This window comes from Segatella copri (genome assembly GCF_015074785.1).
Taxonomy (GTDB): domain Bacteria; phylum Bacteroidota; class Bacteroidia; order Bacteroidales; family Bacteroidaceae; genus Prevotella.
In genome coordinates this window covers 1,360,588-1,387,070 of the sequence record NZ_CP042464.1, presented here as the reverse complement: position 1 = coordinate 1,387,070, position 26,483 = coordinate 1,360,588, and the positions used below count along the sequence as shown (strand labels likewise).

Below are 26,483 nucleotides of genomic sequence, written 5' to 3'. Positions count from 1 at the left end.
ATTTTATCTTGGTAATACCTATTTTATACCAATCTTATTTACTTGTTCGTAATTTGGTGGGCAAAAGTACTAAAAAATGTTGGAATGAACAAATAAATCAACTGAAAATCGATTTATCCTTACCATTTGTCTTCTATCTCCGATAGATTGTGTACTTTTGCATTCCAATCCGGGGAGATTCTTGGTGATTTCGATTCGGATTTAAAGGAAAAAACAAAAAAGTTGATGTTTTGCTTAGTTTTTCGCTTGGCTCAACTGTATAGATAGTATATGAACAGAAAAAAGGACATAGAACAGTTATTCCGTCAGCATTACGCGAAGATGTACAATCTGGCCAGATGCATTCTTTCGGATGATGACGAGAGCAAGGATGTGGTGAGTGAAGTATTCGCCCAGATTCTTGCCGATGATGTGGTTCTGGTGCCTGGGAGTGAGGACGGTTACTTGATGCGGAGCGTACGCAACCGCTGTCTCAACCTGATAGCTCATAAGAGCGTGAAGGAAAGGGTGGCGAAGCTGCTGCTGGATGATGCCGATGTGATTCTCTCAGAAGAGACCGACGAGCGACTCGACCGGCTGATGCTTCTCATCGAAGACCTGGAACCGCCTATCCGGCAACTCATTTTCCGTCTGCGCTATCTTCAGGCGAAATCTTATCAGGAGGTGGCTGATGAAGTGGGAGTGAGCAAGGTGACGGTATTCAACCATCTCTCGAAGGCGATGGACTGGATTAAGAAACAATTTAAATGAGCAAGACAATGACAAACATGAGTAAAGAAGAAAAGCGGATGATGCTCTTTGACATGCAGGAGCATCCCGAGAAATATACCGACGAGCAGGTGGAGCGCCTACTTGACGATGAGGAAGTGAAGGAGTTCTTCCATGAACTGGCGATGGCGAGAATGGCTGGCAAGAAAGCCAATCCGAAGGACGTGGATGTGGATGGGGCTTGGAAGGAGTTTGTTCAGGCACATCATGAGGATAAGTTGGCGATGGATGCCGGCAGAGCCAAGGACGCTTATCGCAACCGGATGAAGATTGCTGCATCCATCGTTGGCATCATCTTCCTTTCGGGTGTAGCCTTGGCTGCGATTCACAATGGCTGGTTGGGATTCCCGGCTTCTGATCAGGCAGCGGATAACAAGGCTGCGACAGAACAGCTGGCAACAACCCAGGCGCTGCCGAATGACAGTCTTCGTGCTGCAACAGCAGAGAACAAGGATTCTCTTGATATGAAGCCGTTGGTGTTTGATGATGCTGAATTGGGAACCATTCTGGCTCAACTATCCGGATTCTATCATGTCAAGGTGGAGTATGTGGATGCTGGTGCCCAGCACATCCGTCTCTTCTTCAACTGGAACAAGACGAAGACATTAGAGCAGAACCTGGAGATTTTGAATGCTTTCGACCGCATACAGATAGAGTATATTGACGGTACATTGTTGGTGAAATAAGATAGGAGGATATGTTTATGAGAGATTTATGGAAACCAATGCCCGTTAGCGGCAAGCTTATCAGAGAGCTTCTTCTTCTCTTCCTGTTGCTTTTGGTTCAGCAGTCTTATGCCCAGCGCATCACCCGACAATATAATAATGTGTCGTTCTCGGCGGCGTTGAAGGATTTGAACGCCCGCCAGCATAAGTACACCATCAACTTCGTGTATGATGAGCTGGAGGATTTCAGGGTGACCAAGAGCATCAGAAACCAGAGTGTTCCCGATGCCATCATGCAGCTGATAGGATTCTATCCCATCAAGATGACGCAGGTGGAGGATAATATCATGGTGGAGTGTACGCAGAAGACTCCCACCAAGATGATAGGCCGTATCATCGACAATAAGAATCGCCCTGTAGATTTCGCCAATGTAGCCCTGCTGAATGTTCGTGATTCTTCATTGATAAATGGCGGCGTGACGAATGAGAACGGTCAGTTCGTAATTCCCTGCGAAGCTAGAACGGCGATAGTAAGAGTTAGTTGCGTGGGCTATATTACGACAAGCAATACATATAATATAGGTAAGATAGGGACAATAACTCTGAAAGAGGCAACAATGAACCTGCAGAAAATTGTAGTGAAAGGACATCGACAGCCTTTCAGAATGACTTCTGAAGGATTGGTGGCTCAGGTAGAAGGTACATCCTTGGAGAAAATGGGCTCGGCAGAAGATGTATTGAAACATCTTCCGAGAGTGATGCAGAAGAACGGTGATATAGAAGTCTTGGGAAAAGGTAAACCTTTGATTTATATCGATAACAAGAAAATCAAGGGAACCATTGATCTCGATAGATTGAGTTCTTCTGACATCAAACATGTGGAGGTGATAACCGAGCCGGGTTCAGAATACGATGCAACCTATCAGTCTGTCATCAGAATCAAGACGACAAGAAAAAAAGGAGAAGGTTTGGGATTGACTTATCGGCAAGTCTATCAGCGCAATCATCAGAACAATCATCGTGAAGTCCTCGATTTGAACTATCGCTATCGGGGATTGGATATCTTCTCCAATTTGTATGGCGGTTTGTCTCAGGGCTATCAGGATCAGCATAATGATAACAAACTCTACGGCAAGACGCTCATGAGCATCGACGAAGATTTGATTATCAAAAACAAGAGTTACTATACCAGTGGAAGTCTTGGTTTTAATTATGTTTTTAATGATAAGCATTCCGTGGGTGCCACTTACGAGGTGAACATCAATCCTTATAGTCGGGGTGGATGGAATTCGCTGATGGATGTCTGGAAGAATGGCTCCAAGACAGAAAGCTATACAAATGATATGTATTGTCGTTTCAAAAGCCGACCTACGCAGGATATTACGGCTTATTATGCCGGACAGATAGGAAAGGTGAGCATAGAATGGAATGGGGAAATATATCTTCGTAAAACAGGACAGACTCAATATTCTGAAGAAACTGGAATGGAGGGCGGAGATTCTCGTACGATAGAATCTGATTTCACGGCTGATAGTTGGATGTATGCATCTAAGCTGGTACTGAGCTTTCCGGTATGGAAAGGTACTCTGAAGGTTGGTAATGAGTTTACCGAAAGTTGCCGTGCCAATCTTTATACTATAGATGAACAGGGAACTGACTTGCCAGGCAAGACGGACGACCAAGTGAAGGAAAGTAATCTTGCAGCCTTTGTTTCTTATGGATTGAGACTAAACAAGGTAGAACTGAATGCAGGCCTCAGATACGAACATGTTTCTTCCAATTACTATAATACTGGTGGTGATTATTGGAGCGAGGAAAATAAGGATTATTTCGTGCCCAATCAGAGTCGTAAGTACGACCATTTCTTTCCGAATGTGTCCTTGACCTTTCCTGTCGGGAATGTGAAAATGAATATGGTTTATAAGGTGACGGTAAGTCGTCCTTCCTATAGTCAGTTAAGTAGTAATGTGCAATATAATAGTCGCTATTATTATCAGGGTGGAAATCCATTGCTCAAGTCAACCTTCGAACATGGCATAGGGATTAATCTGGGATATAAATGGTTCCAGTTTTTTGCCAACTGGCGTTATCTTGTAGATCCTTGCTATCAGGTGATAGAACCGTATCATGACAATGAGTTAATCAGTATGTACACCTTTCGTAATTTGAATCATACTCAGGTTTGTTACGTGGGACTGACGGCATCGCCGACGATAGGATGGTGGCATCCTACGTTGGACGCTGGTATTAGAAAGCAGTTCCTGACCATTGGTGGTAAGGCATACAGCAAGCCGATATTCATCGGCTCTTTCAATAATGCGTTTTCACTACCATACGGTTGGACGCTTAATCTTGATATGAGTTGGAACACGCAGGGCCATTCTGCGCTTCCGCTTTATATGGCACAAGGAGGAGTGGACGTCTCTTTGCGTAGAAGTTTTCTTCATGACCGCCTGAATGTCATTTTGACGGGCAATGACCTCTTTGCGACGATGCGCAATTCCACAAGATTGGTATATGGTACCAGCGATATCTATACCAGAAAATATACGGATACCCGAATGTTTATGTGCTCATTCAGCTATAAGTTTAATGTTAGTAGAAGCAAGTACAAGGGTACGGGTGCCGGTAATACAGAAAAGAGCCGCTTATAGTTCTTGTTAGGAAGAAACTCTCTTAATACAACAATGAATATATGACAATCGGTCAAGCGAAGGCAAAACCATATTGGTTTGCTCTTTGCTTGACCGATTAAAAAATCACACACATATTTCTAAATCCTGATGAACTACATTTAATATCGGAGCTTGGAGAGCATCCTCAATAGATACAAGAGTGTCTATTGTAAAATTATGTGTTCCCCGCATCCATTTGCTTATTTCCGCTTCCCGTTTTCCGAGTAGAAGGGCTAGGTCTTTCTGCTTCATCCCTTTAGAAACCAGAATGTCATGTATCCTATCTACGATTTGGAAAGACAAATCTACAGACCTGCGAATCTCAGGATCAACATGTTTGCGGCGTTCTTCTAAAATCTTACTTCTTCTCATTTCTTGTAAAGTTTAAATTTCCAATTATTTCTTTGTCAACTAATACAATTGTTCCATCTTTAATTCTCGATTGAATGAAACGACTTGTATCTATCAAGAGTTTTACATAGGGAGCTAGTGTTGTACTTTGTTGCCAACTTTTAGCATCTTTGACTCCTCCGTTTCCGAAAATCAGAATTTTGTTAGATAATCTGATACAGTAGAGTCGAATCTTGTTACCAATATCTATTGGGATAACTCCAACACCATCTCCATAGTGGCCTTCCGGACGGAAATAACGTTCCAAAGCTCCTCGTTCGGAGATTTTGTCCAACCATGAAATGACGACATCTATTTCTTCATCGTAAGAACATCCTTCTGGAAATTTCTCAAAGAAATTTTCAAATTCAGAGAGTTCTTCTCCTTCAAGATGAATACTATAGAAGTTTATATCTTCATACTCTTCTATAAGCTCTATGTTGTACTTCTGTTCCATAAGCTTAACTTTTAAGTTATTTCGTTGCAAAGATAATACAATCTTCTTTAAGTTGTTTATAAATTAACTTAAAAATGAAGAGTAGATATGTTTTTTAACTATTATTTATTAGTCTTATAATGAAATTAGGATTACCTTTGCATCGGTTTTTCCAAAAAAAATAGAAGATTTCTTCATTTTAGGGGTAATTGATTTCAGGAAAGCTTGTATATAAGAGTAGAAACAAGAAGAAAATGACGTGATGACAGAAGAAAATGAACAGCGGATGGAACGGCTGTTCCACGACCATTACGAGCAGATGTATCGCTTCGCCTTTGCCTTGCTCCATGATAATGAGGAGGCGAGGGATGTGGTGAGTGATGTGTTCTCCAGATTGTGGGATAAACAGCTGGTTCCAGACCGGGCTTACCTGATGCGGAGCGTGAAGAATGCCTGCATCAATCTAATAGCCAGAAAGAAGAGAGATGAAAGACTGAAACGGCTTCTCCCTCTCTCGGAAGAGAAATTGACGGAGGAAGAACCTTCTCGTCTGGAAGAGCGATGGCAGGCTGCCGTGGATTGCATCGACCATGACCTGACCGACCAGACAGCTTCCGTCATCCGATTGTGCTATCGGGAAGGAATGTCGTATAAGGATACGGCGAAGGAACTGGGCATCAGCGTCTCGGCAGTGAACAAGCATATCGTAAAAGGTTTGCGAACGCTGAGAGAAAAATTGAAAGGAAAATAATAACCCTAAAATGAAGAAAGGAAAAGAAAATGAAACATGAATTATCTGACATAGATCCTCAGAAGATGGATTCTCAGAAATGGGATATGCTCCTCAATCTCCTGGAGCATCCTGAAAAGTATTCCGAAACCCAGAAGGATGAACTTCTGGGCGATGAGGAAGTGAATGAACTCTATCAGCAGCTGATAGAGACCCGACAGTCTCTGGATTTCGCCAAGTCGAAGGAAGAAATGAAGATGCCTTCGATTGATGCAGAATGGGAGAAGCTGAAAGATGAGATGAAGCTGAAAGAAATGCAGCAGAAAGAAGAGATGAGTCAGAATGCAGAAACCCAGCAAACCGCCAAGTTGTTTCCTCTCTGGAACCCGATGAGAAAGGTGGCTGCCGTTGCAGCCGTCCTTGTTGTCTCCGGCATCACCTTTGCAGCCATTCATCTGGTAACCCGTTCTCATCAGCCATCAGATAACAGCAATACCGAGCTCGTGGCATCCCAAAAGGATTCTATCCAGCAGGTTTCTGCTCCTCAGAAATCCAACATAGAAGAAAAGACAGATTCTGCAAGTCTTTCCCAGCTCCCATTGGTTTACGAAAACGCTGAGCTTCAGAATATCCTTACTCCTATTGCCGGGCATTTCCATCTCCAGGTAACTTATCAGAACGAGTCGGCTCGCCATATCCGTCTCTTCCTGCAACTGGAGAAGAACATGAGTCTGGATGATATCATCGAACTGTTGAATCATTTCGAGAAAGTGAATATTCGTCATGAAGGTCAAACTTTAATCGTGGAATAAGATGAAAAGATTAAGATATATCATGCTGCTGGCAGGTTTGATGAGCCTTTCTCTTCAGACCATCTATGCCCAACGCATCACCCGCAGCTTCTGCAACACTTCTATGTCAGAAGCACTCACCATCCTTGCCAAGAGCACCAAGGATTATCGTATCAACTTTATGTATGATGAACTGGAAGATTTCACGGTTACCACAAGTATCGTGAAGCGAACAGCTCCGGATGCCATCCGCCAGATCATGGGCTTCTATCCGATGAAGATGACGATAGATGGCGAAAACATCTTTGTGGAGTGTACGCAGAAGACTCCCACCAAGATGATAGGTCGCATTGTAGATGCGCATCATCGCCCTGTAGATTTCGCCAATGTAGCCCTGCTGAATGTTCGTGATTCTTCATTGATAAATGGCGGTGTGACGAATGAGAACGGCCAGTTCGTGATTCCCTGCGGAGCCAGAAAGGCGATAGTAAGAGTTAGTTGCGTGGGCTATATTACGACAAGCAATACATATAATACAGGTAAGATTGGTTCAATTACTCTGAAGGAGGCAACGATGAACCTGCAGAAGGTGATAGTAAAGGCGGTTCGCCCTCGTACCAAGTTGACCCATGGTGGATTCCAGACCCAGGTTCAGGGTACATTGTTGAGCGATGTAGGTATGGTTTCCGACTTATTGAAACAGATTCCTCGTGTAAGAGTGAACGCCGATGGAGGTTGTAGCGTATTCGGAAAAGGTACTCCTGAGATTTATATCAATGGCAGAAAAGTTACCGATACCAAGGAATTGCAGCATCTCTCTTCTAAGGAAGTGAAAAGTGTGGATGTCATTACCAATCCTGGTGCACAATATAGTGCCGAGGTGGGGTCTGTTATTCGCATACATACCATCAAAAAACAGGGAACGGGTTTGAGTGGCAGTCTCTATTCCAAGTATTCCTTTGTCGAAAAGAATAATTGGATAGAGAATTTAAATCTCAATTATCGCATGGGTGGCTTGGATATCTTCTCGCTCTTGGCATGGAATGATACCTATCGTCATCTTTCTCAAACTACGGAGACCACGATTATGGGTAATCAGCATCAGGTAAACTTGGCGATGCCCTATTCAGGAACGTTGCGTTCCCATAATCCATACGGAAAATGGGGAATGAACTACCAGATAGATGATAACAATTCATTTGGTGTCTTCTATAGTGTCTATAATAATACCTATGAATATTTTAATCTGCAGTCAGACTATGAGGTGAAGGAAGATGGGAAGCATGCAGGCAAAGTGAAGTATGATGACGATGAAAGTAGTACGATTCAAGGTCCTGTTCATGAGGCGGATGCCTACTATGAGGGAAAACTGGGCAAGATGAGTGTGAATCTGAACGCTACCGCTCTTTGGTCTTCTGATAAGACTTATCAAGATGCCGTAGAAATGAGTGAGGAACTTGGCTCACGTGATGTGAACAGTATAACAAGAAACAAACGCCGCATGTTGGCTGGTAAGTTGGAATTGGGTTATCCTCTTTCTGAAAAAGTAAATCTCAATGTTGGAACAGAATATACCAATAGTCATGTTCATAATTTCTATCAGAACGAACAGGAGTATATCGCCACTTCTGACAGTAGGATAGAAGAGCAAAACTTTGCTGCATTTGCCAATATCGATCTGGCTATAGGCAATCATATTGGCTTACAGGCTGGAGCAAGATATGAGCATGTAAGTCATGACTGCTCTGAACGGGAGATGAGTAGGACATACGATAATGTGTTTCCTACATTCTCTCTTGGTTATCAGAAGGGGAAACTTCAGATGGAGTGGAGTGCATCGATGAAAACTCAGCGTCCTTCTTATGATGTCCTTTCCGGTTTTACCAGATATGACAACCGTTATATTTACGAGGGTGGCAATCCTTCCTTGCTTCCTACCAATATATATAATTTAGGATGGGATGTTCAGTATGGTTGGTTAGGATTTTCTGCCAATTATGGTTATAACAAACATGCCATCACCACTCTTGAAATGCTATATGATACAACCTCAGATATTCTGCTTAGTAAGCCCTATAATATAGATTATTTACAAGTGATGGACTTATCTTTTGTGGCAACTCCTGTGTTTGGTTTTTGGCATCCGATGTGGGAGTTGGATTTTGAACAACAGTTTGTGAATGGTGAGAAGTATGGTTATCATGGTAATCTCCGCAAGCCTCAATTCTCTGCTCGGTTGAACAACTGGTTTTCCTTGAGTCACGATTGGTCGGCTAATGTAGATTATTTCATATCTTCATCTCATAGTTCTGGCTTCTCAGAAGTGGGTAGTGTCAGTGCTTTGAATCTTTCTGTCAAGAAGATGTTCCTAAAGAAAAGTCTTAGCATTCAGTTAGAGGCAAACGATCTCTTCCATGGTCTGAACGATAATCAGAAGTCGTTTGCTACATGTATGTCTATGTTCAAGAAGTGCAAGATGAATTCTCGTTCTTTTGCTCTGACGGTTACTTATAACTTCAATGCCACCAAGAGCAAGTATAAGGGTACGGGTGCTGGTAATGCAGAAAAGAGCAGATTATAGTTTCAATTTAACAGGATTTTTTCCTCCGTTTCTTTGCCATTTCCATCTTTTTCCTTAATTTTGCAGCGGAAACTCTATAATAGATATTTTTAATAGCAATAAGAATGAAGATGAAACAGGAAAAGATAAGAAAGATAGGCATCGCTTCGGCTCTGGGCTTGGTGGTGCTCGTGATGCTGGGACTGTATGGTGCCAGCAACTATATGCTCAATTATTCGCTCAACTATCCGAAGGAGGAGAGAATGACAGCTGAGCATTGGAAGAACAGAATGAAGAACGAGTGCCCCTGGATGATTGGCTGGATGGACTCAGTGTATCAGCACCATTGCGTGAAGGATACCTTTGTCACGATGCCATCGGGCTACAAGGCCCATGCCATCTATCTCTATGCACCGAAGACTACGGAAAAGACTGCCGTGGTGGTGCATGGCTATCAGGTGCGCTCCGAGGGAATGCTGCACATCGCCTATCTCTATAATCACGATATGGGGTATAATGTGCTCCTGCCTGATCTGTATGGACATGGAGAGAGCGAGGGCGACCATATCCAGATGGGATGGAAGGATAGATGGGATGTCATCAGATGGTCGGAAATCGCCAATGAGATTTTTAAAGTGAAGGGTGAAGGACAGAGAGTGAAGGGGGAAGACCGAAGAGCGAAGAATACCCGTCAAGTGATTCACGGTATTTCGATGGGTGCAGCAACCACGATGGCGGTATCGGGAGAGAAGACTCCCGATTACGTGAAGTGCTTTGTGGAGGACTGCGGCTATACCAGCGTGTGGGATGAGTTTTCCGCTCAGCTCAAAGAGCAGTTTGGCTTGCCTGCCTTCCCGTTGATGAATACCACTTCCGCCCTTTGCCAGTATCGCTACGGCTGGTCGTTTGCCGAGGCGCAGCAGATAGAGCAGGTTCGCAAGAGCACCAAACCGATGCTCTTTATCCATGGCGATAAGGATGCCTTCGTGCCCTACGCCATGCTTCATCCGCTTTATGAGGCAAAGACGAAAGGCAGAAAAGCTATCTTCATCGCCAAGGGCTCCGTTCATGCTATGGCGTATCGCGACCATCACGAGGAATACACCCGCATCGTGAAAGATTTTGTTTCTAAAGAAGAATAGGCTATTCTCCTATATGTTGTCCCACCACATATCCCGTGGTCCAGGCTGCCTGCAGATTGAAGCCGCCGGTGATGGCATCGATGTCGAGCACCTCGCCGGCAAAGAAGAGGTGAGGGCACACCTTGCTCTCCAGGGTATGCAGGTCGATGTTGCTGAGGCTGATGCCGCCGCAGGTAACAAACTCCTCCTTGAAGGCTCCCTTGCCGTTCACCTGATAGAGGTCGTTGGTGAGGGTTTCTATCAGCAGGTTGCAACCCTTCTTTCCCATTTCGCTCCATTTCTTCTCGGGCGCATATCCCATCTTCTGAATCAGGAAGAGCCAGAGGCGGGATGGGAGATTGTAAGGGCGGATGCTAGCCAGCTGCTTCTGCGGGTTGGCGATGATGATGCCCTGGATGTTCTCTTCCACCAGCGAGCGGTTGCTCTCGTGTACCCAGTTTACGGAAATCTTAATCTGATAATTGTTCTCGTGCAGATAGCGGGCAGCATGAGAGGAGAGCTTCAGCACGGCAGGACCGCTCATGCCCCAATGGGTAATGAGGAGCGGACCCTCTGCCTTCAGCTTGGTGCCCGGAATGCTGGTATATACAGGTTCTACCACCGTGCCCATCAGGTTCTTGAAAGCCTTGTCGGCAATGTTGAAGGTGAAGAGCGATGGGATAGGCTGCTCTATCGCATGTCCCAGGTCTGAGAGATGCTTGAAGCTCTCCATCTTGGGATGACCACCCGTGGTGATGGCTACCCGGTGGAAGGCTATCTGCCTGATTTCGGAAACGGGATGAGAGGCAGAAGATGCACCCGATAGATTTCCCTTTTCTTTTGAAACCTTGAAATCCAGGAGCAGGCGCTCATCCTCCAGTTCGGTGATGGCGGTGAGCTGGTGGTTGCATTGTATCTTCACGCCCAGTCGCTTGGCGGTATTCACCAGACAGTCGATGATGCTGTGCGAATCCTGCGATTGCGGAAACACGCATTGGTCTTCCTGCGTAACCAGTGGGACGCCGTTCTCCTCAAACCAGTCGAAGGCATGCTGGTAGTCGAATCTCTTGAAGAGTCGCTTCATCAGTTTATGTCCGCGAGGGTACGCCTGTTTCAGGTCGGAAATCTCGTCAAAGGAATTGGTAAGATTACATCTTCCTCCTCCCGTAATTTCCACCTTGGCGAGAACCTTCGAATTCTTTTCGAAAATCGTGATGTCGGCGTGAGGGAAGTTGCGCTTGGCCTCTATCGCCGCAAAGAATCCTGCGGCACCCCCACCAATGATTGCAATATGTAGTGATTGTGGCATATCGTATTTTTTGATGATTAGGGTGCAAAGGTACTGCTTTTCTTTGATAAAAGAAGAAAAGTTCTCCTTTTTCTTTTGCAGATACGATAGATTTTTGTAACTTTGCGCAAAAATCATAGTATATCAAGAATCCAAATAGATTTATGGCAAAAAGAGAATATGTAGAGGCCAACAAGCGTTGGCTGGAGGAAAAGGCAAAGGAGGAGGGCGTTATGGCGCTGCCTCGTGGTATTTATTATAAGGTGTTGAAGCAGGGTGACCCGAAGGGAGCACAGCCTAGCCGACGCAGCATCGTGACGGCCCATTATACCGGTTGGACCATCAATGGCAAGAAGTTTGATTCCAGCCGTGGCGGTACGCCGTTTGCCATGCGATTGAGCGACCTGATTGATGGCTGGATTGTTGCCATGCAGCAGATGCACGTGGGCGACCAGTGGGAACTTTACATTCCAGCCGAGATGGGCTACGGAAAGTTCTCGCAGCCAGGCATCCCAGGCGGTTCTACCCTGATATTCGAAGTAGAACTGCTGGGAGTGGGATAACCCAGATACTTGAAATTATAAAGATCATTAAGATAAGAGAGTCTTGTCCGGCTATAGTCGGTTCAATTCATCTTCCGCACTGTTCATGCCGTTGTATCTTCCCTTGCGCTTGTTGAATTTCCAGGTTACGGTCAACTTGTAGCTCCATAGCTTGTAATCCTCAGTCTGGGAGAAGTCAACGGCATGCTCGTGGGCTCGCTCCTTGAAGAGCTGCTGATGGAAGAGGTCGTTGGCACTGAAGGCAACCTGTAATCTGCCGTCCATCCACGATTTGTTGGCACCAAGACTCCAGTTCTGAGTGGGGCTGAACTTCGTTTTGCCCACTTGTCCTCCGTTGTCAAAACTGTAGGAGAGCGACAACTGATAGTCGTTTGGTAGCGTGAAGTAATTGTCAAACGATGCATTCCAAGTTGCTCCGTTATAGCTGATTAGCTCTCCATGATCATTTACGGAGAAGCGCTGGTAAGTGATGCTTGCATTGACATTCGGACGCCAGCAGCCGAAGACGTGACCCCAGTTGAGATATGCCATGTATTTCTGCATCTTGTTGAAGTTCATGAATGTACTCACGTATCTTACGGGCTTGTCCTCCGGCACTTCATGAATGTACATGATGGAGTGGTCGATACGGGTGTATCTCAACATTCCCATGAAATCTTTCCACTGCACGGAGTAGGTCAGACGATAGGTGTTGACAGGCTGTAGCTTCGGATTGCTGATCTGATACTGAAAGCGCGAGGTATAGTAGATGTTCCCACTGAGCTGACTGAAAGAAGGTCGGGCGGTGGTAGTTCGGAAGCTGAGCGAGTGATGCCACGATGGTTCGTTGAGAGTGATACCGAACGATGGAAACCACTGGTCGTAATGGCGCTCCATATTGTCGGGAGATTCCTCCGACAGATTGGTGTATCGGGATGTGAGATGCTCGTATCGGATGCCTGCCCACCAGCTCCATCTGCCAGCTTCACCCTGATATTGCAGGTAAGCAGCCGTCTTGGTATCGTGGTTTTTGTATTCCGTAGTTCCAAGCATATCGGCAGAACTTTCGGTTTTTCCCTTGCCTTCCATCAGGCTCCATTCGCCACCATAGTTGATGGAATGTTTGTCTGAGAAGAGTTGCTTGACTTCTATTCTTCCACTATAGATATCGTAGTGCGAATTGGAACGGTTGAGGGTTTCCTGCATCTCGCTACCTTCTTTCTCCGTGATAGGCTGTCTGTCAGAATCCTTGTTCCTGGCATAGTCCAGATAAATCTGTGATGAGAGATGCTTCGACCATTTAGCCAGATGGAAGAGGTTGAAGTGGTGACTGCGCTGGTGTCCCCATTGCTGGCTCTCCGCATCAAAATACTTCATCTCGCCCTCTGCATCAGAAAGCTTCATCTCTCTATTTGTATCTTCTCCTGCTGGGTTAGGATAGCGATAGTACTGCTGCTGTTTCTCGCTTCTACCGCCATTCAGCCAAAGCCCTTCCCATTGTATTCCCACTTCGTGTTGCTTGCTGAGCAACCAGTCGAAGTTGAGTTCTGTAGCGTTATAATTTGCCTTGTTCTTGCCATGGCGGTCGGTTCCGAAGAGATATTCGCCATCTTTGGCTCTTACGAGCGCTTCCTGTGGCTGATGCACATTGTATCGGTTGTCTGTGTAGCCGTAAAATCCTGTGAGCGAAATCTTCTTCGTTACCCAACCCAGGGTCAATTCCTCGTGGTTGGTGTTCACCTCGCTCAATTTATCATACACCTGCATCTTGCCGAATATACCCTCGTCTGTTCTTCTCGTCAGGATTCTCAGTACGGCTCCCGTCGTTGCATCATATTTTGCACCAGGAGTGGTAATGAGTTCTATTTCATCTATCAGCTTCACATCGAGATGAGAGAGTTCGGCAGAGGTAGCCTTTTTGTCGTTGAGATAGATGATGGGTGCTCCCAGTCCGTTTACTTCCAGAGTTCCATCGGCGGTTTGTTTCATGCCGGGGATGTGCTTCAATACATCTTCCAGCGTTGGCTCCTTTGCCAAAGGAGTGTTGCGGACACGGGTAACCAGGGCATCGTTTCTCATCTTGTACATCGGGCGATGACCTGTTACGGTTACGGCTTGAATCTCTGCCTCCTTATCAGCTTTAATCTCAGCTTCTTGGTTAGCTTTGATCGAATCTTTTTCCGTCTGTATTGAGTCTGCGCAAACTCCGGATGTCTGGATTTTCCCGTTTTGTGCTGTTGCACAGGTGGCGGTGGCTAGCATCGCGCATAAAACTGTTTCTTTCTTCATATTCTTCCTTGTTTTTTGTTTTCGTCTGCAAAGGAACAGCTTTTCGGGCTCAAAATCGCAAATAATCATTACTGAAACATTACGCTGGCAAAATAATCTTGCTTCACCTTAATTATATATAGTGAAATCTTTGTACCTTTGCATCGAAAAAAGAAAAAATGATATGAATAGAAGAATCAAACAAGTCTGGCTGCTCGCCATCCTTTCCTCTTTCCTGCTGATAGGCTTGCAGACCTATTGGCTCTACAATAGCGTGACCTATTCGATGGGAGAGATGGGGAAGAAAAACGCCGAAAAGGCGGAACAGGCAATAGTCACTTATCTGACAAATATCGGAGCAGAGGTAAAAGAAAAATCACATATCGGTTATGTCGTCACGGCATATTTTTCAGACTTCAAGCGTCCCTGTACTACGATTTGCTCTCCGCTGGATACGGATACAATCATTGGTGGAGTGGTGTATAGCAAGCCGGGATTCGGCAACGTGATGGAGAAGAGAGATACTTTCGATTTGCGTGAGACGGATTCCAACAATTCTTTTGATTGCCTGAGTACTTACATCACTTACCAGCTTACCCGCTTTGACAAGGCGCATTTTGACCGTTTCATCAGTAGGAAACTGGGCAATGATTTCATCGGGGCAGAGATGAAGACGGGAAAGCATCGTCTGTGGCAGACAAGAATCGTAGAGCCTCCTACCTTGTTTCATCACGAAATGCTGTTAGAAGTGCCTTTCAATCCTATCCAGTATCAGTCGATGCAGATGAGGATGCAGGTGCCGATGCTGCCCATCCTGAAGGGAATGATGTGGCAGATGATAGGAAGTCTGCTGGTTACCATCATGCTTCTCCTGAGCATAGCTTATCTCATCAAGGTGATGCTCCTGCAGAAGAAGGTGGATAAGATGCGAAGCGACTTCGTGCATACGATGATTCACGAGTTGAAGCGCCCCGTGCAGACGCTGAAGATGTGTGTATCCGTATTCTCTGCTCAAAAGACAGATGAGAAGGATGAGAATGCCCTCATCATGGAGACCGTAAGAGAGGAGAGCGATAACCTGACCGCCTATCTCGCCAAACTCCGGGAAGTAATCAGGGCAGAGGAACATATCCCGCTCCAGATAACTTCTTTCGATATCCATGCCGCCTTGCAGAATCTGGTGGCAGTTTATCGAAAGAATAAGCAGAAGGAGGTGAATGTTTCGTTCGATTACCAGCGCACTTCCGATAGGATGATGGGAGATAGAGACCAGCTTCTGAATGTGGTCAGCAATCTGATGGAGAACTCGGTGAAGTATTCCGGCGACATTGTCAATATCCATGTTGCCTGCCGAGATACCGAGAAGGAGGAAGTCATGATTTCTGTATCAGATAATGGTATCGGAATTTCGCCCGACGAGCAGCAGAGAGTCTGGACGAAGTTCTATCGCAGCAATGCTTACCCGGATATGATGCAGCCAGGCATCGGCTTGGGTTTGAGTTTTGTGGATATGATTGTGAAGGCCCATGGGGGCAGAAAAATGATGCAGAGCGAAGTGGGCAAGGGAACCAGGATTTCGATCATCATCCCGCAGCACTCCTGATGCATCCGGTTTAACGCTATAAACAACAGAAAAAATGATCAAGATATTATTTGCAGACGATGACTTGAAGTATTCCATGTTGCTGAAGAGTTTCCTGCAGCAGCATGGCTACGACGTGACTTATGCCGGCAATGGCAAGAAGGCATGGGAGCAGTTCCCGGAAGTGAAGCCCGACCTGGTATTGCTCGACATCAATATGCCGGAGATGGATGGCTATGAGGTGGCTGAGCGCATCAGAGCCATCGACCCGAAGGTACTTATCTTCTTTCTCACCGACCGTACGGAGAAGAACGATCGACTGAAAGGTTTCTCCCTGAAGGCAAACGATTATCTTGCCAAACCCTTCTATCCGGAAGAGTTGCTGGCAAGAATAGAGGAGCGGTTCTCCATGAATGAGAGTGAGACGATAGAAGAGGAGGTGTATCATTTCGGAGAAACCACCTTCTGCTATAACAACAATGAGCTTCGTACCCGTTCCTCTCGTGTGCTCATTACCAGCCGACAAGCCGACATCCTCCGTCTGCTGGCGAAGAATATCGGCAATGTAGTAAGCAAGGAGATGATACAGGAGGCGGTGTGGGGTACCGTGAGCTATGCCAACTCCCTGGCTGTGAATGTGCAGATGACGTATCTTCGCCATGCTCTTCAGCATGATGCGACCGTTAAGATTGAGTCGCTGAAGAAAAAGGGATACGTCTTATCTGTTATTTCTCCAGAGTAACGATGATGTAGCTTCTGCCATCCTCTTTCAGACCTCTTTCCTGAATGGCTTTGGTGCCCTCTTTCAAGACCTCGATGGCTTTGATTTTGCTGGGAGAAATCTTGTAGAATTCCTCTTTAGTTAGTTCCTGCTCTCTGCCCTTGATCAGATAGTGAGGGGCTGGCTTGGGGGCAGGAGGTGTGGTAGTGGTGATGATATGAATCTCTATCACATCTCTTTTGGGTGCCGGCAGGACGTTGGTGTTTACTTGGTAATTCTTGATGGTTTTACCGATGAGTTCCTTGCCGGTGAAGTTTGGAATGCGCTCGCCGTCGATGCTGTAGATACGCAGGGTATCTGCCTTGGATGCCATACTGCTGGTTATGCCCAGCAGGGCAAATGCAATGGTGAAAATATACTTTTTCATAAGCGTGAAATGTTTATAATTCAGCGTGAAATGTTTTATCATTTGTTTAACTGTGCCAATGGAAGTATCTGATAACTACCATCTTGCGTTTCTGTGATATTGATGGTGTAATGCTGCATATTGCCGTCGTTGTCCAGGGTTGAGATAACGATGTTATCGCCTTGGCGGTTGATGGTCAGCTGCTCGGCAGAAGGCAGCGCGGCAGAGGCTACTTCATAAATCTGATTGAAATCTTCATGAATGCTTCTTTCTGTTTCAGAAGAGGTCTCTTCTGTATTTTCTGCAGTCTTCCCTGCATGTTTCTCGCTTCTTTCTGCGATATTCTTTCTTTTTGCAAGTACCATCTTGCTTGACTTCATTTCCTGCGGGGGCACGATATCCTGGGTTGCTGCCAGGAAGAGGGAGTCGGCACGTTCCATCTTTTCGTACGCATTCAGGTTCCCGTCTTCATCCTCGGAAGATGGCTGCGAGCGAACCACCTGCTCTGTAGGAACCAGGTTGGCAAGGCCAGGTTGTTGTTCGGAAGAGGATGAGAAATAATCCTTGATAGGGAAGAGCAGGAAGATGAGTCCTGCCAGCATTGCTGTAGCAAGAAGTATCGCAGAGAGGCGTACCCATCTTGTTTCGTGGTTCTTTGAAGCTGCAAGGGACATCTCTTTCATTTGCGGCTGTCCATCAGCTTCTTCTTTTCTATCCAGTTCTTTCATCTCTTCTTTTCCGTCCAGTTCTTCCATCATTTCCATTTCTGTTTGATGGAAATTCGGAGTATAGTTCTCCATTCCCAGCATCAGGTTTCTGATGTCGAGATCCTCATCCGTTAAATCCTTATCTTCGCAATGGCGATAGAATTCAGCCAAAGCCTGTTCTTCCTCCACGCTGGTATCAGCATCGAGGTAGCGCTCTATCAGCTCATGGCGATAGGTTATATCTTCTAGTTTCTTCATTTCTTTCATTTTTAGAGTTCCTTTTTTAGAATTCAATTTGAAAGAGCTCAATTTGAGCACCAGCCTTTTATGATTTCATCATTTTCAGCAATGATCTTCTTGCTGCAGAAATCATCGTCTTGGTGCTCGTTTTGTTGGCTCCGCAGATTTCGGCAATCTCATCGAGGCTCTTTCCCTCGCTTCTCAATAGCAGCATTCTTCTCTGCGTATCTGGAAGCCTGTCCATCGCCCTGTTGAGTCGCCTTTGCGTATCTTCGCCGATGATGGTCTGGTCGGTACGCTCGGTTGCCGTACAGATTTCTGCAGGATGCTTCATCTGTTCCAGCGATGCCGTCTGGGCTTTGTTGCGTCTCAGATGGTCGATGCAGAGATTCCTGGCTATCGTCATACCTAGGGCCTCGATGCTCTGGTATTCAGAGAGCCTTTCGCGCATCTTCCAGAGCTTCACCAGGGTTTCCTGCACGATGTCATCAGCTTCTTCGGCAAGGGTTCCTGCCGAGAGATAGCGTTGACAATGTGCCGTCAACCTGGGGCGCATTTCCTGAGCGATATGTTCAAATTCTGTTTCTTCCATTTGTTTCTTTTATGTGTATGACGCAAGAAGAGGCGGAAGGTAAACAAAAAAATGCTACCTTCGCACATTTCTGTGCAAAGATAGCATAAAAACTTGAGATATAGACATATCTTTTATTTTATTTGTGGATGAAGTGGTTTATTCCTCTGTTTTTGCCATCATCTTCTCATAGAGTCCATCCACGATGGAGTCGGCGAGCGAGATGTTGGGCACCATGATGCTTTCACACTTCAGGTATTCGCATGCCTTGAGGAAGATCTCGGCGGCAGGAATGATGACATCGGCACGGTCTTCCTTCAGAGAGAAGGAAATCTCGCGCTCCTCGATGCTCAGGGGCTGCATCATCGAGTAGAGGCGCTTCAGCTCGGCAAGCGTCAGGTTCTTGGCGTCCTGCTTGCTGTGGCGTGCCAACTTGTTCAACTTGTTGATGTTGCCACCCGAACCGATAATCTTGATGTCGCCGTATTGCTCGGCATATCTCGTCAGGTTCTCCTTGAAGAGCTTTTCGGTATCGGCAGTCACCTTGCCGCTCAGCATTCTCAGGGTACCCATGTTGTAGGAATAGCTCTCGGCGAGCACACCGTCGTGGATGATGCTCACCTCTGTGGAACCACCGCCCACATCGATGTAGGCAAAGCTGCCCTCGTTGGAGTCTGTTTTCTCTACCAGGTTATTGTAGAGGAGCTGTGCCTCCTCCTGACCCTTGATGATTTCGAGCTTGATGCCGGTTTGCTTCTCTATCTTCTTGAGCACCTTCTTGCCGTTCTCGGCATCGCGCATGGCTGAAGTGGCACAGGCACGAAATGCCTCTACGTCATTGAGTTTCATGAATTGCTTGAAGCCCTTCATCATGTGGAGCATCATCTTCTCACGCTCCTTGGAAACCTTTCCCAGGGTGAAAACATCCTTGCCCAATCGCAATGGGATGCGGATGAACATGAGTTTCTTGATGCGGTCTTCCTCTCGGATTGCCTCGGGATCGAAGCGCTTGATGAGGAGTCGGGCTCCGTTGGAGCCGATATCAATGGATGCTAAATTCATCATTATTTATATGCTTTATAAAGTTCTTCCTGACTGCGGAATGGTTCGCCTTCCACAAATTCCTTGCCGCCCTTGCCATCTACCACTCGGCCGTTCATCGTATCTCTCATACCATAGGAGATGGTGCGGAGCAGGTCTGCCTGCATATCCTCGTCATATACCGGGGTGAGTACCTCGATGCGGTTGATGAGGTTTCTAGGCATCCAGTCGGCAGAACCGATGAAGTATCTTGGCTTGCCTCCGTTGGCAAAGATGAGGATGCGGCTGTGCTCCAGATAGCGGTCGATGATGCCCACGCAGCGGATGTTGTCGCTGAGCTTGGCGATGCCTGGCACCAGCGAACAGTTGCCACGGATCACGATGTCTATCTTCACGCCAGCCTTTGAAGCCTGATAGAGTTTGCTAACCATATCGGTATCGGTGATGTGATTGATCTTCATCTTCACCCAAGCCTCCTTGCCCTCGTTGGCATTCTTGATTTCGGTGTCGAGCATGCGCAGGATGCGGCTCTTCATGGAGTTTGGAGATACGAGGAGCTCGTTGAAGCGGAATGGTGAGAATGGGCGGTCGATGAAATCGAATACCTTAGCCACCTCGTTTACCAGCTTAGTACGGGCGGTCATCATCAGATAGTCGGTATAGATCTTGGCGTTGCCCTCGTGGAAGTTTCCGGTTCCCACGCAGGCGATGTTGCCCTTCTTTGATTCGATATAGAGCAGTTTGGAGTGAATCTTCAGTCCTTCTACACCGAAGATTACGTTTACGCCTTCTTCCTGCATGCGCTTGCTCCACTTGATGTTGCTCTCCTCGTCGAAACGTGCCAGAAGTTCTACTACGGCTGTTACCTTCTTGCCGTTGCGGGCAGCGGTGATGAGCGCCTTTACTACCTTTGAATCCTTTGCCAGACGATAGAGGGTGGTCTTGATTGCCTTTACCTCTGGCTTGGTAGCAGCCTCTCGGAGCACACGGATGTAGCCGTTGAAGCTATGGTAGGGTACGTGGATGAAGCGATCTTTCTCACGAATCTGGTCGAGGATGCTCTCGTTTGAGAGGAATTCCGGTTTCATGATAGGAGCCCACTTCTCGTACTTCAGTTCCTTGTGTCCGCAATCTGGGAACGACATCAGATCCTTGTGGTTCTGGTATCTTCCGCCAGCCAGAGAAGCATCCAACTCCTTGGTGTTCAATCGCTCACGCAGCTTCTTCTGAAGTTCCTTCGGCATCTCCTGGTCGTAGATTACGCGCACGGCTTCACCCTTCTTACGGCTGTTTACACCCAGTGCAATCTTCTCCATGGTTCCGAAGTCGGCATCATTGTCCATCTCCATTTCGGCATCCTTGGTAAACTTGAAACTGAAGGCACGATAGGTGCTCTTCTTGAAACCGAGGAATACCAGTGGCAGACAGTATCTGATTACATCGTCCAGATACATGATGTTGTCGAAGCCATCGCTTGCCGGCACCTTTACCCAGCGTCCATAAACTCTATCCGGTACCTTTACTACGGCATATTTCTTCTTCTTGTCATCCTCAGCCTTTTCTACGGCGAGGTAGATGCGGTTGTCCTCCAGGGTAGAGAGGTCGTCTATCTCGTTGAGCCAGATAGGGTTGACAGAACCATTGAGCTTGTCGTAGAAGAACTGTGTAAGGAACTCCTTCTGCTCGTCGTTGAGCTGGTCTTCGGTGAGCAGGCGAACCTTGTGTACTTCAAGCTCTCGGAAAACCGTATCCACCGCCTCAGTGTATTCTTTCGAATAAGATTCATTGAGTTTATTTATTGTTTTAAGTGATTTCTTAATTTGCTGTTCGGTATCCTTGTCGAGCTTCTGGTCGAGCATGCGGTTGAGTGATGCCACGCGGACACGAAAGAACTCGTCAAGGTTATTGGAATAAATACCGAGGAAAGAGAGACGTTCCAACAATGGTACGTACTCTTTCTCTGCTTCCTGCAGAATGCGATGGTTGAAGTACATCCAACTGATATCGCGTTCTACGTATGCTTTTTTGAGTAATTCTTCTTTGGTCATAACTATTTGCTAATTATTGAGTTACTTTGTTTTTGCAGACTCTTTCTTGGCCTTGTTATTCTTCTTTTCAGAAGTTTCTTTCTTTTCTGTATTTTCTTCTACTGTCTTCTTTTCAGAAGTCTTTTCCTTCTTCTCTAAGTTAGCTTTCTTTTCAGAAGTCTTTTCTTTCTTCTCTGCGTTAGCTTTCTTTTCAGAAACTTTCTCATCCTTCTTGTTCTTAGACGGTTCTTTAGGATCTTTGCCTGGTACTTCCAATACGAGGAAATCAGTATCTCCGTCGATGAAGTGAAGCTCTTTACGGAAGAACTTGCTGCTGCCGGCAGGAACGATGATGTCGTGCAACAGGTCGCAGTCATCGAAAGTATGACGGCTCAACTTTTCTGGAGTCCCTGCGAAAGTAATCTTCTTCAGTTTGTCGCATTCAGCGAAAGCGTATGCTTTGATAGCTTTCACGCTGGCAGGTATATAAATATTATCCAATTCATCACAATCATAGAATGCATCATGTTCTATCTCCTTCACCGTACTAGGGATGATGACATGAGACAGTTGTTTCTTGCCACGGAATGCCATCTCTCCGATAATCTCTACTCCCTCAGGAATCGTAAAACTGGCATCATGGTTCATGTAGTAAACCAAGCGCTTCTTGTCGGCGGTATAGACTGCCTCGCCGTCAAACTCAAAGTTATCGCTGTCAATCTTCTGTAAGGCGAGGTTGAGAACCAAGTTTTCAAACTTACCGTCTTTCTTGGATTTCTTCTTAAGAATATCCAAAATCGCTTTTTTGTTTTCCTTCATAAATCATATATGTTAATTGTATTTCTTTTCGGTTGCAAAGGTACGGCGATATTTTTAAACTAGAGCGAAAAGATGATTACATGTTTGTGACGATGATATTACAACGATATTACGGGCGTTACAATCATATTACACGCTTCATAAACAGACAATGTAACACATTTGTAACACTTATGTTTTGTGGTAGAAACATTTTATCCTTATCTTTGCAGCCGAAAAGAAATAGAAAGGCATCTTGTAGGATTTCGATTCATAACGGGATTGCTTTCTTGTTGGTAACAATCAATTAAGGTATATATATAATAAGGTAAAAATGAAGAAGAAAACGTATCTGTTGATAGCACTGTCTATGGTGTCGATGGGAATGAATGCCCAAAACTCAGAAAAGAGTTCTCTTGGAAACGATGTGCCTGAATTCGTCAAGACAATGAAGATAGGTGGAACCATCCGTTCTAAGTATGAATACCAAACCGAAGAAGGGGAGGGACGATTTGAGGTGCGTACGGCCCGTATCAATGTAGCAGGAAATGTAACAAAGGAGGTTAGTTATAAGGCTGAGATTGATCTCTGTGATGAGGGTAAGATCAAGATGCTCGACGCTTATACCCGCATCAAGCCTTGGAAGACACTGCAGTTTACCATCGGTCAGGAGCGTGTGCCATTCACTATTGATGCTCACCGTTCTCCTCATCAGCAGTACTTCGCCAACCGCTCGTTCATCGCCAAGCAGGTGGGCAACGTGCGCGACGTGGGTGCCGAAATCGGATACACCTGGAATGTAGGTTTCCCTATCGTGGTGAATGCCGGTATCTTCAACGGTTCGGGCTTGACCAACCAGAAGGATTACTGGACCAAGGGTGTTAACTATTCTGCCAAGGCTCAGTTCCTCTTCCCGAATGTCAACCTGGTGTTGAGCACCCAGAAGATCAAGCCATCTGATATTACGGTAACGATGTATGATGGCGGTATCACCTTCCACAAGGGTGGTTTCATTGCTGAGGCTGAGTATCTTTACAAACATTACAGCAAGAATGCCTTCCACGATGTTCATGCATTCGATGGTTTCGTATGCTATGACATTCCGGTGGCTAATCCTAAGAGCATCATCAGGAAGGTTTCGCCTTTGGCACGATATGATTTCATGAGCGACCATAGTGATGGTACCCGATATGGCGGTTCTGATACCGAACTCGGTGCCTTGAAGATCAATGATTACAAGCGCCATCGTGTTACGGGCGGTGTAACCCTGAGCCTTGCCAAGCCATTCATCTCGGATATCCGTATCAACTACGAGAAATATTTCTATCGTAAAGGTGGTATAGCTAAAGTTTCAGAAAAAGATAAGATTGTTGTGGAGTTCATGACAAAGTTCTAATAATAGTTTATAGTTAAGAGTTTATAGTTTATAGCAACAGTCATCTATAAACTATAAACTCTTAACTATAAACTTCTTACAGCATTCCCTTAGAGCTAGGAAGCTCGAAGTGGTAGATGTCTCTCTTCACCGCCATTTTCAGCGAACGGGCAAGTGCCTTGAAGATGCCTTCTATCTTATGATGCTCGTTCTCGCCCTCAGCCTTGATGTTGAGGTTCATCTTTGCCGCATCACTCAGACTCTTGAAGAAATGCTTGAACATCTCGGTTGGCATTTCACCTACCTTCTCTCTGTGGAATTCGGCATCCCAGATCAGCCATGGACGGCCACCGAAATCCAATGCTACCTGACAGAGACAATCATCCATTGGCAGACTGTAGCCGTATCTTTCTATTCCGCGCTTGTCACCTAAAGCCTGCAGCAGGCATTCGCCCAGTGCAATTCCCGTATCTTCAATGGTATGATGCTCATCCACATAGAGGTCGCCCTTGGTATGGATGGTGAGGTCCATCATGCCGTGCTTGCCTATCTGTTCCAGCATGTGGTCGAAGAAACCGAGACCGGTAGAAATGTCGCATTTTCCTGAACCATCGAGATTTACCTTGATGTAGATATCCGTTTCCTTGGTGGTGCGCTTCACCTCTGCGATGCGGTCGCCGGCAAAGAGAATCTCGGCAATCTTATCCCAGTCCATGCCATTCTTTCCGAGAATCAGACTCTTGCAACCCAGGTTTTCTGCAAGTTGGGCATCGGTTTCACGGTCACCGATTACATAACTGTTTCCCATATCGTAGGCGGGATTGTCGATGTATTCGGTCAGCATGCCTGTGCCCGGCTTTCTCATTGGCGAGTTATCCTCTGGGAAGTGGCGGTCGATGTGCTGCTTGGCGAAGTGGATGCCTTCGCTCTCCAGAGTCTGGATGATGAAGTTGTGTACTGGCCAGAAGGTGTTCTCCGGGAAGGAGTCGGTACCCAAGCCGTCCTGGTTGCTCACCATCACCAGCTCGTAGTCGGTGTGCTGGGCAATGAAGGCGAGATTGCGGAACACGCCCTTGGTGAATACCAGCTTCTCGAAGCTGTCAATCTGTTCGTCCTCTGGTTCCTGAATCAGCGTTCCATCGCGGTCGATGAAGAGTAATCTTGTCTGTTTCATGTCTCTTATATATTATGTTAATACGATTAATATTTTTCTATCTCTGTAGTTGCCATCTTCTGGCTTTCCTTCATTCTCTGTTTCTCTTCGTCTTGCACCTTGTAAGAGCCGAATTGATAGGCAAGTGAAATGCCAAGCCAGCTCAGGGCATAGATGATGAGCAGGAAGGTGATGGTGAACACCAGGAAGAGGAGTGGGGTGAAATAACCCGGCACACCGAGCGGGTCGCCATCAAGTGCACCGAGCTGTGAATAGAACTGTGCGATGATGAGGATGATGGAAGGCAGGGCTGCGATAAAGGTAGCGATGCCTACAATAATCATGCCGAGAAAACTGGTCAGAAAGAAACCTCCGAAGTGGCGGAGAATGCGGAGGAGGGATTTTCCTATCTTGCGCTTTTCGCCCTTAGGACACAGCTGCTTTCTTGGCAGAAGATGCCAGAATGATACGATAGCCATCACGATAGTGGCTCCGTAAATGATGGTTTGCAGAATGAATGAAGCCATCGGATTCACGGCTCCCCAATCGTGAAGCGGTTTGTTGGGGAGGAGGAAATAGAGTACGATAGCCAGCAATACTGCAAATGGAACATGGGTAGTCCATGTCTGTTTTACGAGTGATCTGAAGTCACTTGTTATGGTATCGTATGATGCTCTCATGCAGGAAGTTATACTGCGATGCTTAAATAATTCATTTACTTCCATAACTATCTTGTTTTAATTTCTAATTATCGCTTTTGTTTTTTACCCTTTAAAAGTTTTTTTACCTTTTTACTTTTTTACCCTTTTACCTTTAAAAGTTTCTTCTGAATTCTGAGCAGGTAATGGCGGTAGCGATAGCCACATTCAGACTGTCGGCGGTAGCTCTACCTTCCGGAAAGTTAGGGATGAGCAGCTTGTGATTCACCTTCTTTGCCAGAGCAGGCGAGATGCCTTTTCCTTCGTTTCCCATCACGATGAGTCCATGGTTTTCGAGCTTTTGCTGATAGATGTTGTCGCCATCGAGCAGGGTGCCGTAAACGGGAACATCGGCAGGAAGTGATTCTACCAGTCCCAGCAGGTCGCCATATTCTACCTTCACTCTTGCTATGCTGCCCATCGTGGCCTGCACCACCTTCGGATTGTATACGTCGGCAGTATCCTGACTGCAGTAGATATGGGTGATGCCAAACCAGTCGGCGATGCGGATGATGGTGCCCAGGTTGCCCGGGTCCTGAACGCCGTCGAGCGCCAGACTCAGTTCGCTGCTATTAATAGAGTAATCTCCTGATGTTGCCTGTTTGAATACGGCAAGGACCTGCTGCGGATGTTGCAGGAAACTCACCTTCTTCAGTTCTTCATCAGTAACCTCTATCACTTCGGTTTCAGCCCCGAAGTGTTTGCCCCGGAGCCATTCGCCGGTAGCCACAATCAGGTCGGCAGGTTGCAGAGCGAGCAGATCGTCTACCACCTTGAAACCTTCTGCCACGAACTTTCCTTCTTTATTTCTGTTCTTCTTCAGTTCGAGCGAACGTATGTACTTTATTTTATTCTTGCTAATCATTTATTTTTTGTCTATATGTGTGCAAAGGTAACATAAAATATAGACATTTCAAAATAAAAAGTGCT

24 protein-coding genes are annotated in these 26,483 nt (G+C 46.0%); 11 read left to right on the top strand and 13 right to left on the bottom strand.

What is annotated here, in order from left to right; translation table 11 throughout:
• Positions 1-270 precede the first annotated feature (270 nt).
• The 3 genes from FO447_RS06165 to FO447_RS06155 are packed head-to-tail and all read left to right on the top strand — an operon-like array spanning position 271 to position 4,087.
• Positions 271-750, top strand: coding sequence for a sigma-70 family RNA polymerase sigma factor (locus FO447_RS06165; protein WP_200758120.1), 480 nt, complete (start codon positions 271-273; stop codon positions 748-750).
• Positions 747-1,454, top strand: a complete 708-nt coding sequence (locus tag FO447_RS06160) for a DUF4974 domain-containing protein (protein WP_200758119.1) — start codon at positions 747-749, stop codon at positions 1,452-1,454. The genes FO447_RS06165 and FO447_RS06160 overlap by 4 nt, the downstream gene beginning before the upstream one ends.
• Before the next feature lie 17 nt (positions 1,455-1,471).
• Positions 1,472-4,087: an outer membrane beta-barrel protein gene (locus tag FO447_RS06155; protein WP_200758118.1), complete on the top strand. Its 2,616-nt coding sequence runs from the start codon at positions 1,472-1,474 to the stop codon at positions 4,085-4,087.
• 105 nt (positions 4,088-4,192) lie between these two features.
• Here FO447_RS06155 and FO447_RS06150 read toward each other — a convergent pair whose 3' ends face one another.
• On the bottom strand, positions 4,193-4,480 hold the full coding sequence (locus FO447_RS06150) for a helix-turn-helix domain-containing protein (protein ID WP_118416307.1): 288 nt from the start codon (positions 4,478-4,480) through the stop codon (positions 4,193-4,195).
• Complete coding sequence (locus tag FO447_RS06145) at positions 4,467-4,955, bottom strand: hypothetical protein (protein ID WP_118189975.1); 489 nt, start codon at positions 4,953-4,955, stop codon at positions 4,467-4,469. Before FO447_RS06145 ends, FO447_RS06150 begins: the two co-directional genes overlap by 14 nt.
• 241 nt (positions 4,956-5,196) lie before the next feature.
• Here FO447_RS06145 and FO447_RS06140 point away from each other — a divergent pair, with 241 nt between their 5' ends.
• From FO447_RS06140 to FO447_RS06125, 4 genes are all read left to right on the top strand, one after another.
• Entirely contained in the window at positions 5,197-5,685 is a 489-nt protein-coding gene (locus FO447_RS06140) for an RNA polymerase sigma factor (protein WP_234699110.1), read from the top strand.
• Positions 5,686-5,714: 29 nt separating this feature from the next.
• On the top strand, positions 5,715-6,476 hold the full coding sequence (locus FO447_RS06135) for a DUF4974 domain-containing protein (protein WP_200758116.1): 762 nt from the start codon (positions 5,715-5,717) through the stop codon (positions 6,474-6,476).
• A 1-nt stretch (position 6,477) separates the two neighbouring features.
• On the top strand, positions 6,478-9,036 hold the full coding sequence (locus FO447_RS06130) for an outer membrane beta-barrel family protein (protein ID WP_200758114.1): 2,559 nt from the start codon (positions 6,478-6,480) through the stop codon (positions 9,034-9,036).
• Between the two features lie 104 nt (positions 9,037-9,140).
• Entirely contained in the window at positions 9,141-10,157 is a 1,017-nt protein-coding gene (locus FO447_RS06125) for an alpha/beta hydrolase (protein ID WP_234699077.1), read from the top strand.
• Position 10,158: 1 nt separating this feature from the next.
• Here the strand turns inward: FO447_RS06125 and FO447_RS06120 are convergent, their stop codons facing one another.
• On the bottom strand, positions 10,159-11,445 hold the full coding sequence (locus FO447_RS06120; RefSeq protein WP_117692471.1) for an NAD(P)/FAD-dependent oxidoreductase: 1,287 nt from the start codon (positions 11,443-11,445) through the stop codon (positions 10,159-10,161).
• A gap of 143 nt (positions 11,446-11,588) precedes the next feature.
• On the opposite strand from FO447_RS06120, the gene FO447_RS06115 reads away from it, so the two are divergent.
• Complete coding sequence (locus FO447_RS06115) at positions 11,589-11,987, top strand: FKBP-type peptidyl-prolyl cis-trans isomerase (protein ID WP_022121977.1); 399 nt, start codon at positions 11,589-11,591, stop codon at positions 11,985-11,987.
• Between the two features lie 51 nt (positions 11,988-12,038).
• Here the strand turns inward: FO447_RS06115 and FO447_RS06110 are convergent, their stop codons facing one another.
• A complete protein-coding gene (locus FO447_RS06110) occupies positions 12,039-14,255 on the bottom strand; it encodes an outer membrane beta-barrel protein (protein ID WP_200758110.1) in 2,217 nt (738 codons plus the stop codon).
• Between the two features lie 163 nt (positions 14,256-14,418).
• Here FO447_RS06110 and FO447_RS06105 point away from each other — a divergent pair, with 163 nt between their 5' ends.
• On the top strand, positions 14,419-15,837 hold the full coding sequence (locus FO447_RS06105) for a sensor histidine kinase (protein ID WP_200758108.1): 1,419 nt from the start codon (positions 14,419-14,421) through the stop codon (positions 15,835-15,837).
• 34 nt (positions 15,838-15,871) lie between these two features.
• Positions 15,872-16,558 (top strand): response regulator transcription factor, encoded by a 687-nt coding sequence (locus tag FO447_RS06100; protein ID WP_118201233.1) that lies wholly within the window; start codon positions 15,872-15,874, stop codon positions 16,556-16,558.
• Here the strand turns inward: FO447_RS06100 and FO447_RS06095 are convergent.
• From FO447_RS06095 to FO447_RS06070, 6 genes are all read right to left on the bottom strand, one after another.
• The gene (locus tag FO447_RS06095) at positions 16,542-16,964 is read right to left on the bottom strand and encodes a hypothetical protein (protein ID WP_200758107.1); all 423 of its coding nucleotides are present in this window, start codon (positions 16,962-16,964) and stop codon (positions 16,542-16,544) included. The two genes, FO447_RS06100 and FO447_RS06095, sit on opposite strands and share 17 nt — an antisense overlap.
• Positions 16,965-17,002: 38 nt before the next feature.
• On the bottom strand, positions 17,003-17,908 hold the full coding sequence (locus tag FO447_RS06090) for a hypothetical protein (protein WP_200758105.1): 906 nt from the start codon (positions 17,906-17,908) through the stop codon (positions 17,003-17,005).
• A gap of 67 nt (positions 17,909-17,975) precedes the next feature.
• Positions 17,976-18,482, bottom strand: a complete 507-nt coding sequence (locus FO447_RS06085; RefSeq protein WP_181993595.1) for an RNA polymerase sigma factor — start codon at positions 18,480-18,482, stop codon at positions 17,976-17,978.
• A 138-nt stretch (positions 18,483-18,620) separates the two neighbouring features.
• Positions 18,621-19,526: a Ppx/GppA phosphatase family protein gene (locus FO447_RS06080; protein WP_200758103.1), complete on the bottom strand. Its 906-nt coding sequence runs from the start codon at positions 19,524-19,526 to the stop codon at positions 18,621-18,623.
• Positions 19,526-21,550, bottom strand: coding sequence for an RNA degradosome polyphosphate kinase (locus FO447_RS06075; protein ID WP_200758102.1), 2,025 nt, complete (start codon positions 21,548-21,550; stop codon positions 19,526-19,528). Before FO447_RS06075 ends, FO447_RS06080 begins: the two co-directional genes overlap by 1 nt.
• Before the next feature lie 21 nt (positions 21,551-21,571).
• Positions 21,572-22,348 (bottom strand): leucine-rich repeat domain-containing protein, encoded by a 777-nt coding sequence (locus FO447_RS06070; protein WP_200758101.1) that lies wholly within the window; start codon positions 22,346-22,348, stop codon positions 21,572-21,574.
• A 313-nt stretch (positions 22,349-22,661) separates the two neighbouring features.
• Here FO447_RS06070 and FO447_RS06065 point away from each other — a divergent pair, with 313 nt between their 5' ends.
• On the top strand, positions 22,662-23,723 hold the full coding sequence (locus FO447_RS06065) for a porin (protein WP_200758100.1): 1,062 nt from the start codon (positions 22,662-22,664) through the stop codon (positions 23,721-23,723).
• Positions 23,724-23,799: 76 nt separating this feature from the next.
• On the opposite strand, the gene hisB is transcribed toward FO447_RS06065, so the two are convergent.
• The 3 genes from hisB to FO447_RS06050 all read right to left on the bottom strand — a co-directional run bounded on the left by hisB (position 23,800) and on the right by FO447_RS06050 (position 26,418).
• A complete protein-coding gene (gene hisB / locus FO447_RS06060) occupies positions 23,800-24,876 on the bottom strand; it encodes a bifunctional histidinol-phosphatase/imidazoleglycerol-phosphate dehydratase HisB (protein WP_200758099.1) in 1,077 nt (358 codons plus the stop codon).
• Positions 24,877-24,902: 26 nt separating this feature from the next.
• Positions 24,903-25,580 (bottom strand): DUF975 family protein, encoded by a 678-nt coding sequence (locus FO447_RS06055; protein ID WP_117692465.1) that lies wholly within the window; start codon positions 25,578-25,580, stop codon positions 24,903-24,905.
• Between the two features lie 88 nt (positions 25,581-25,668).
• Positions 25,669-26,418 carry an RNA methyltransferase gene (locus FO447_RS06050; protein ID WP_200758098.1) on the bottom strand — a complete coding sequence of 250 codons (750 nt, stop codon included), beginning with the start codon at positions 26,416-26,418 and terminating at the stop codon, positions 25,669-25,671.
• Between the last annotated feature and the right edge of the window lie 65 nt (positions 26,419-26,483).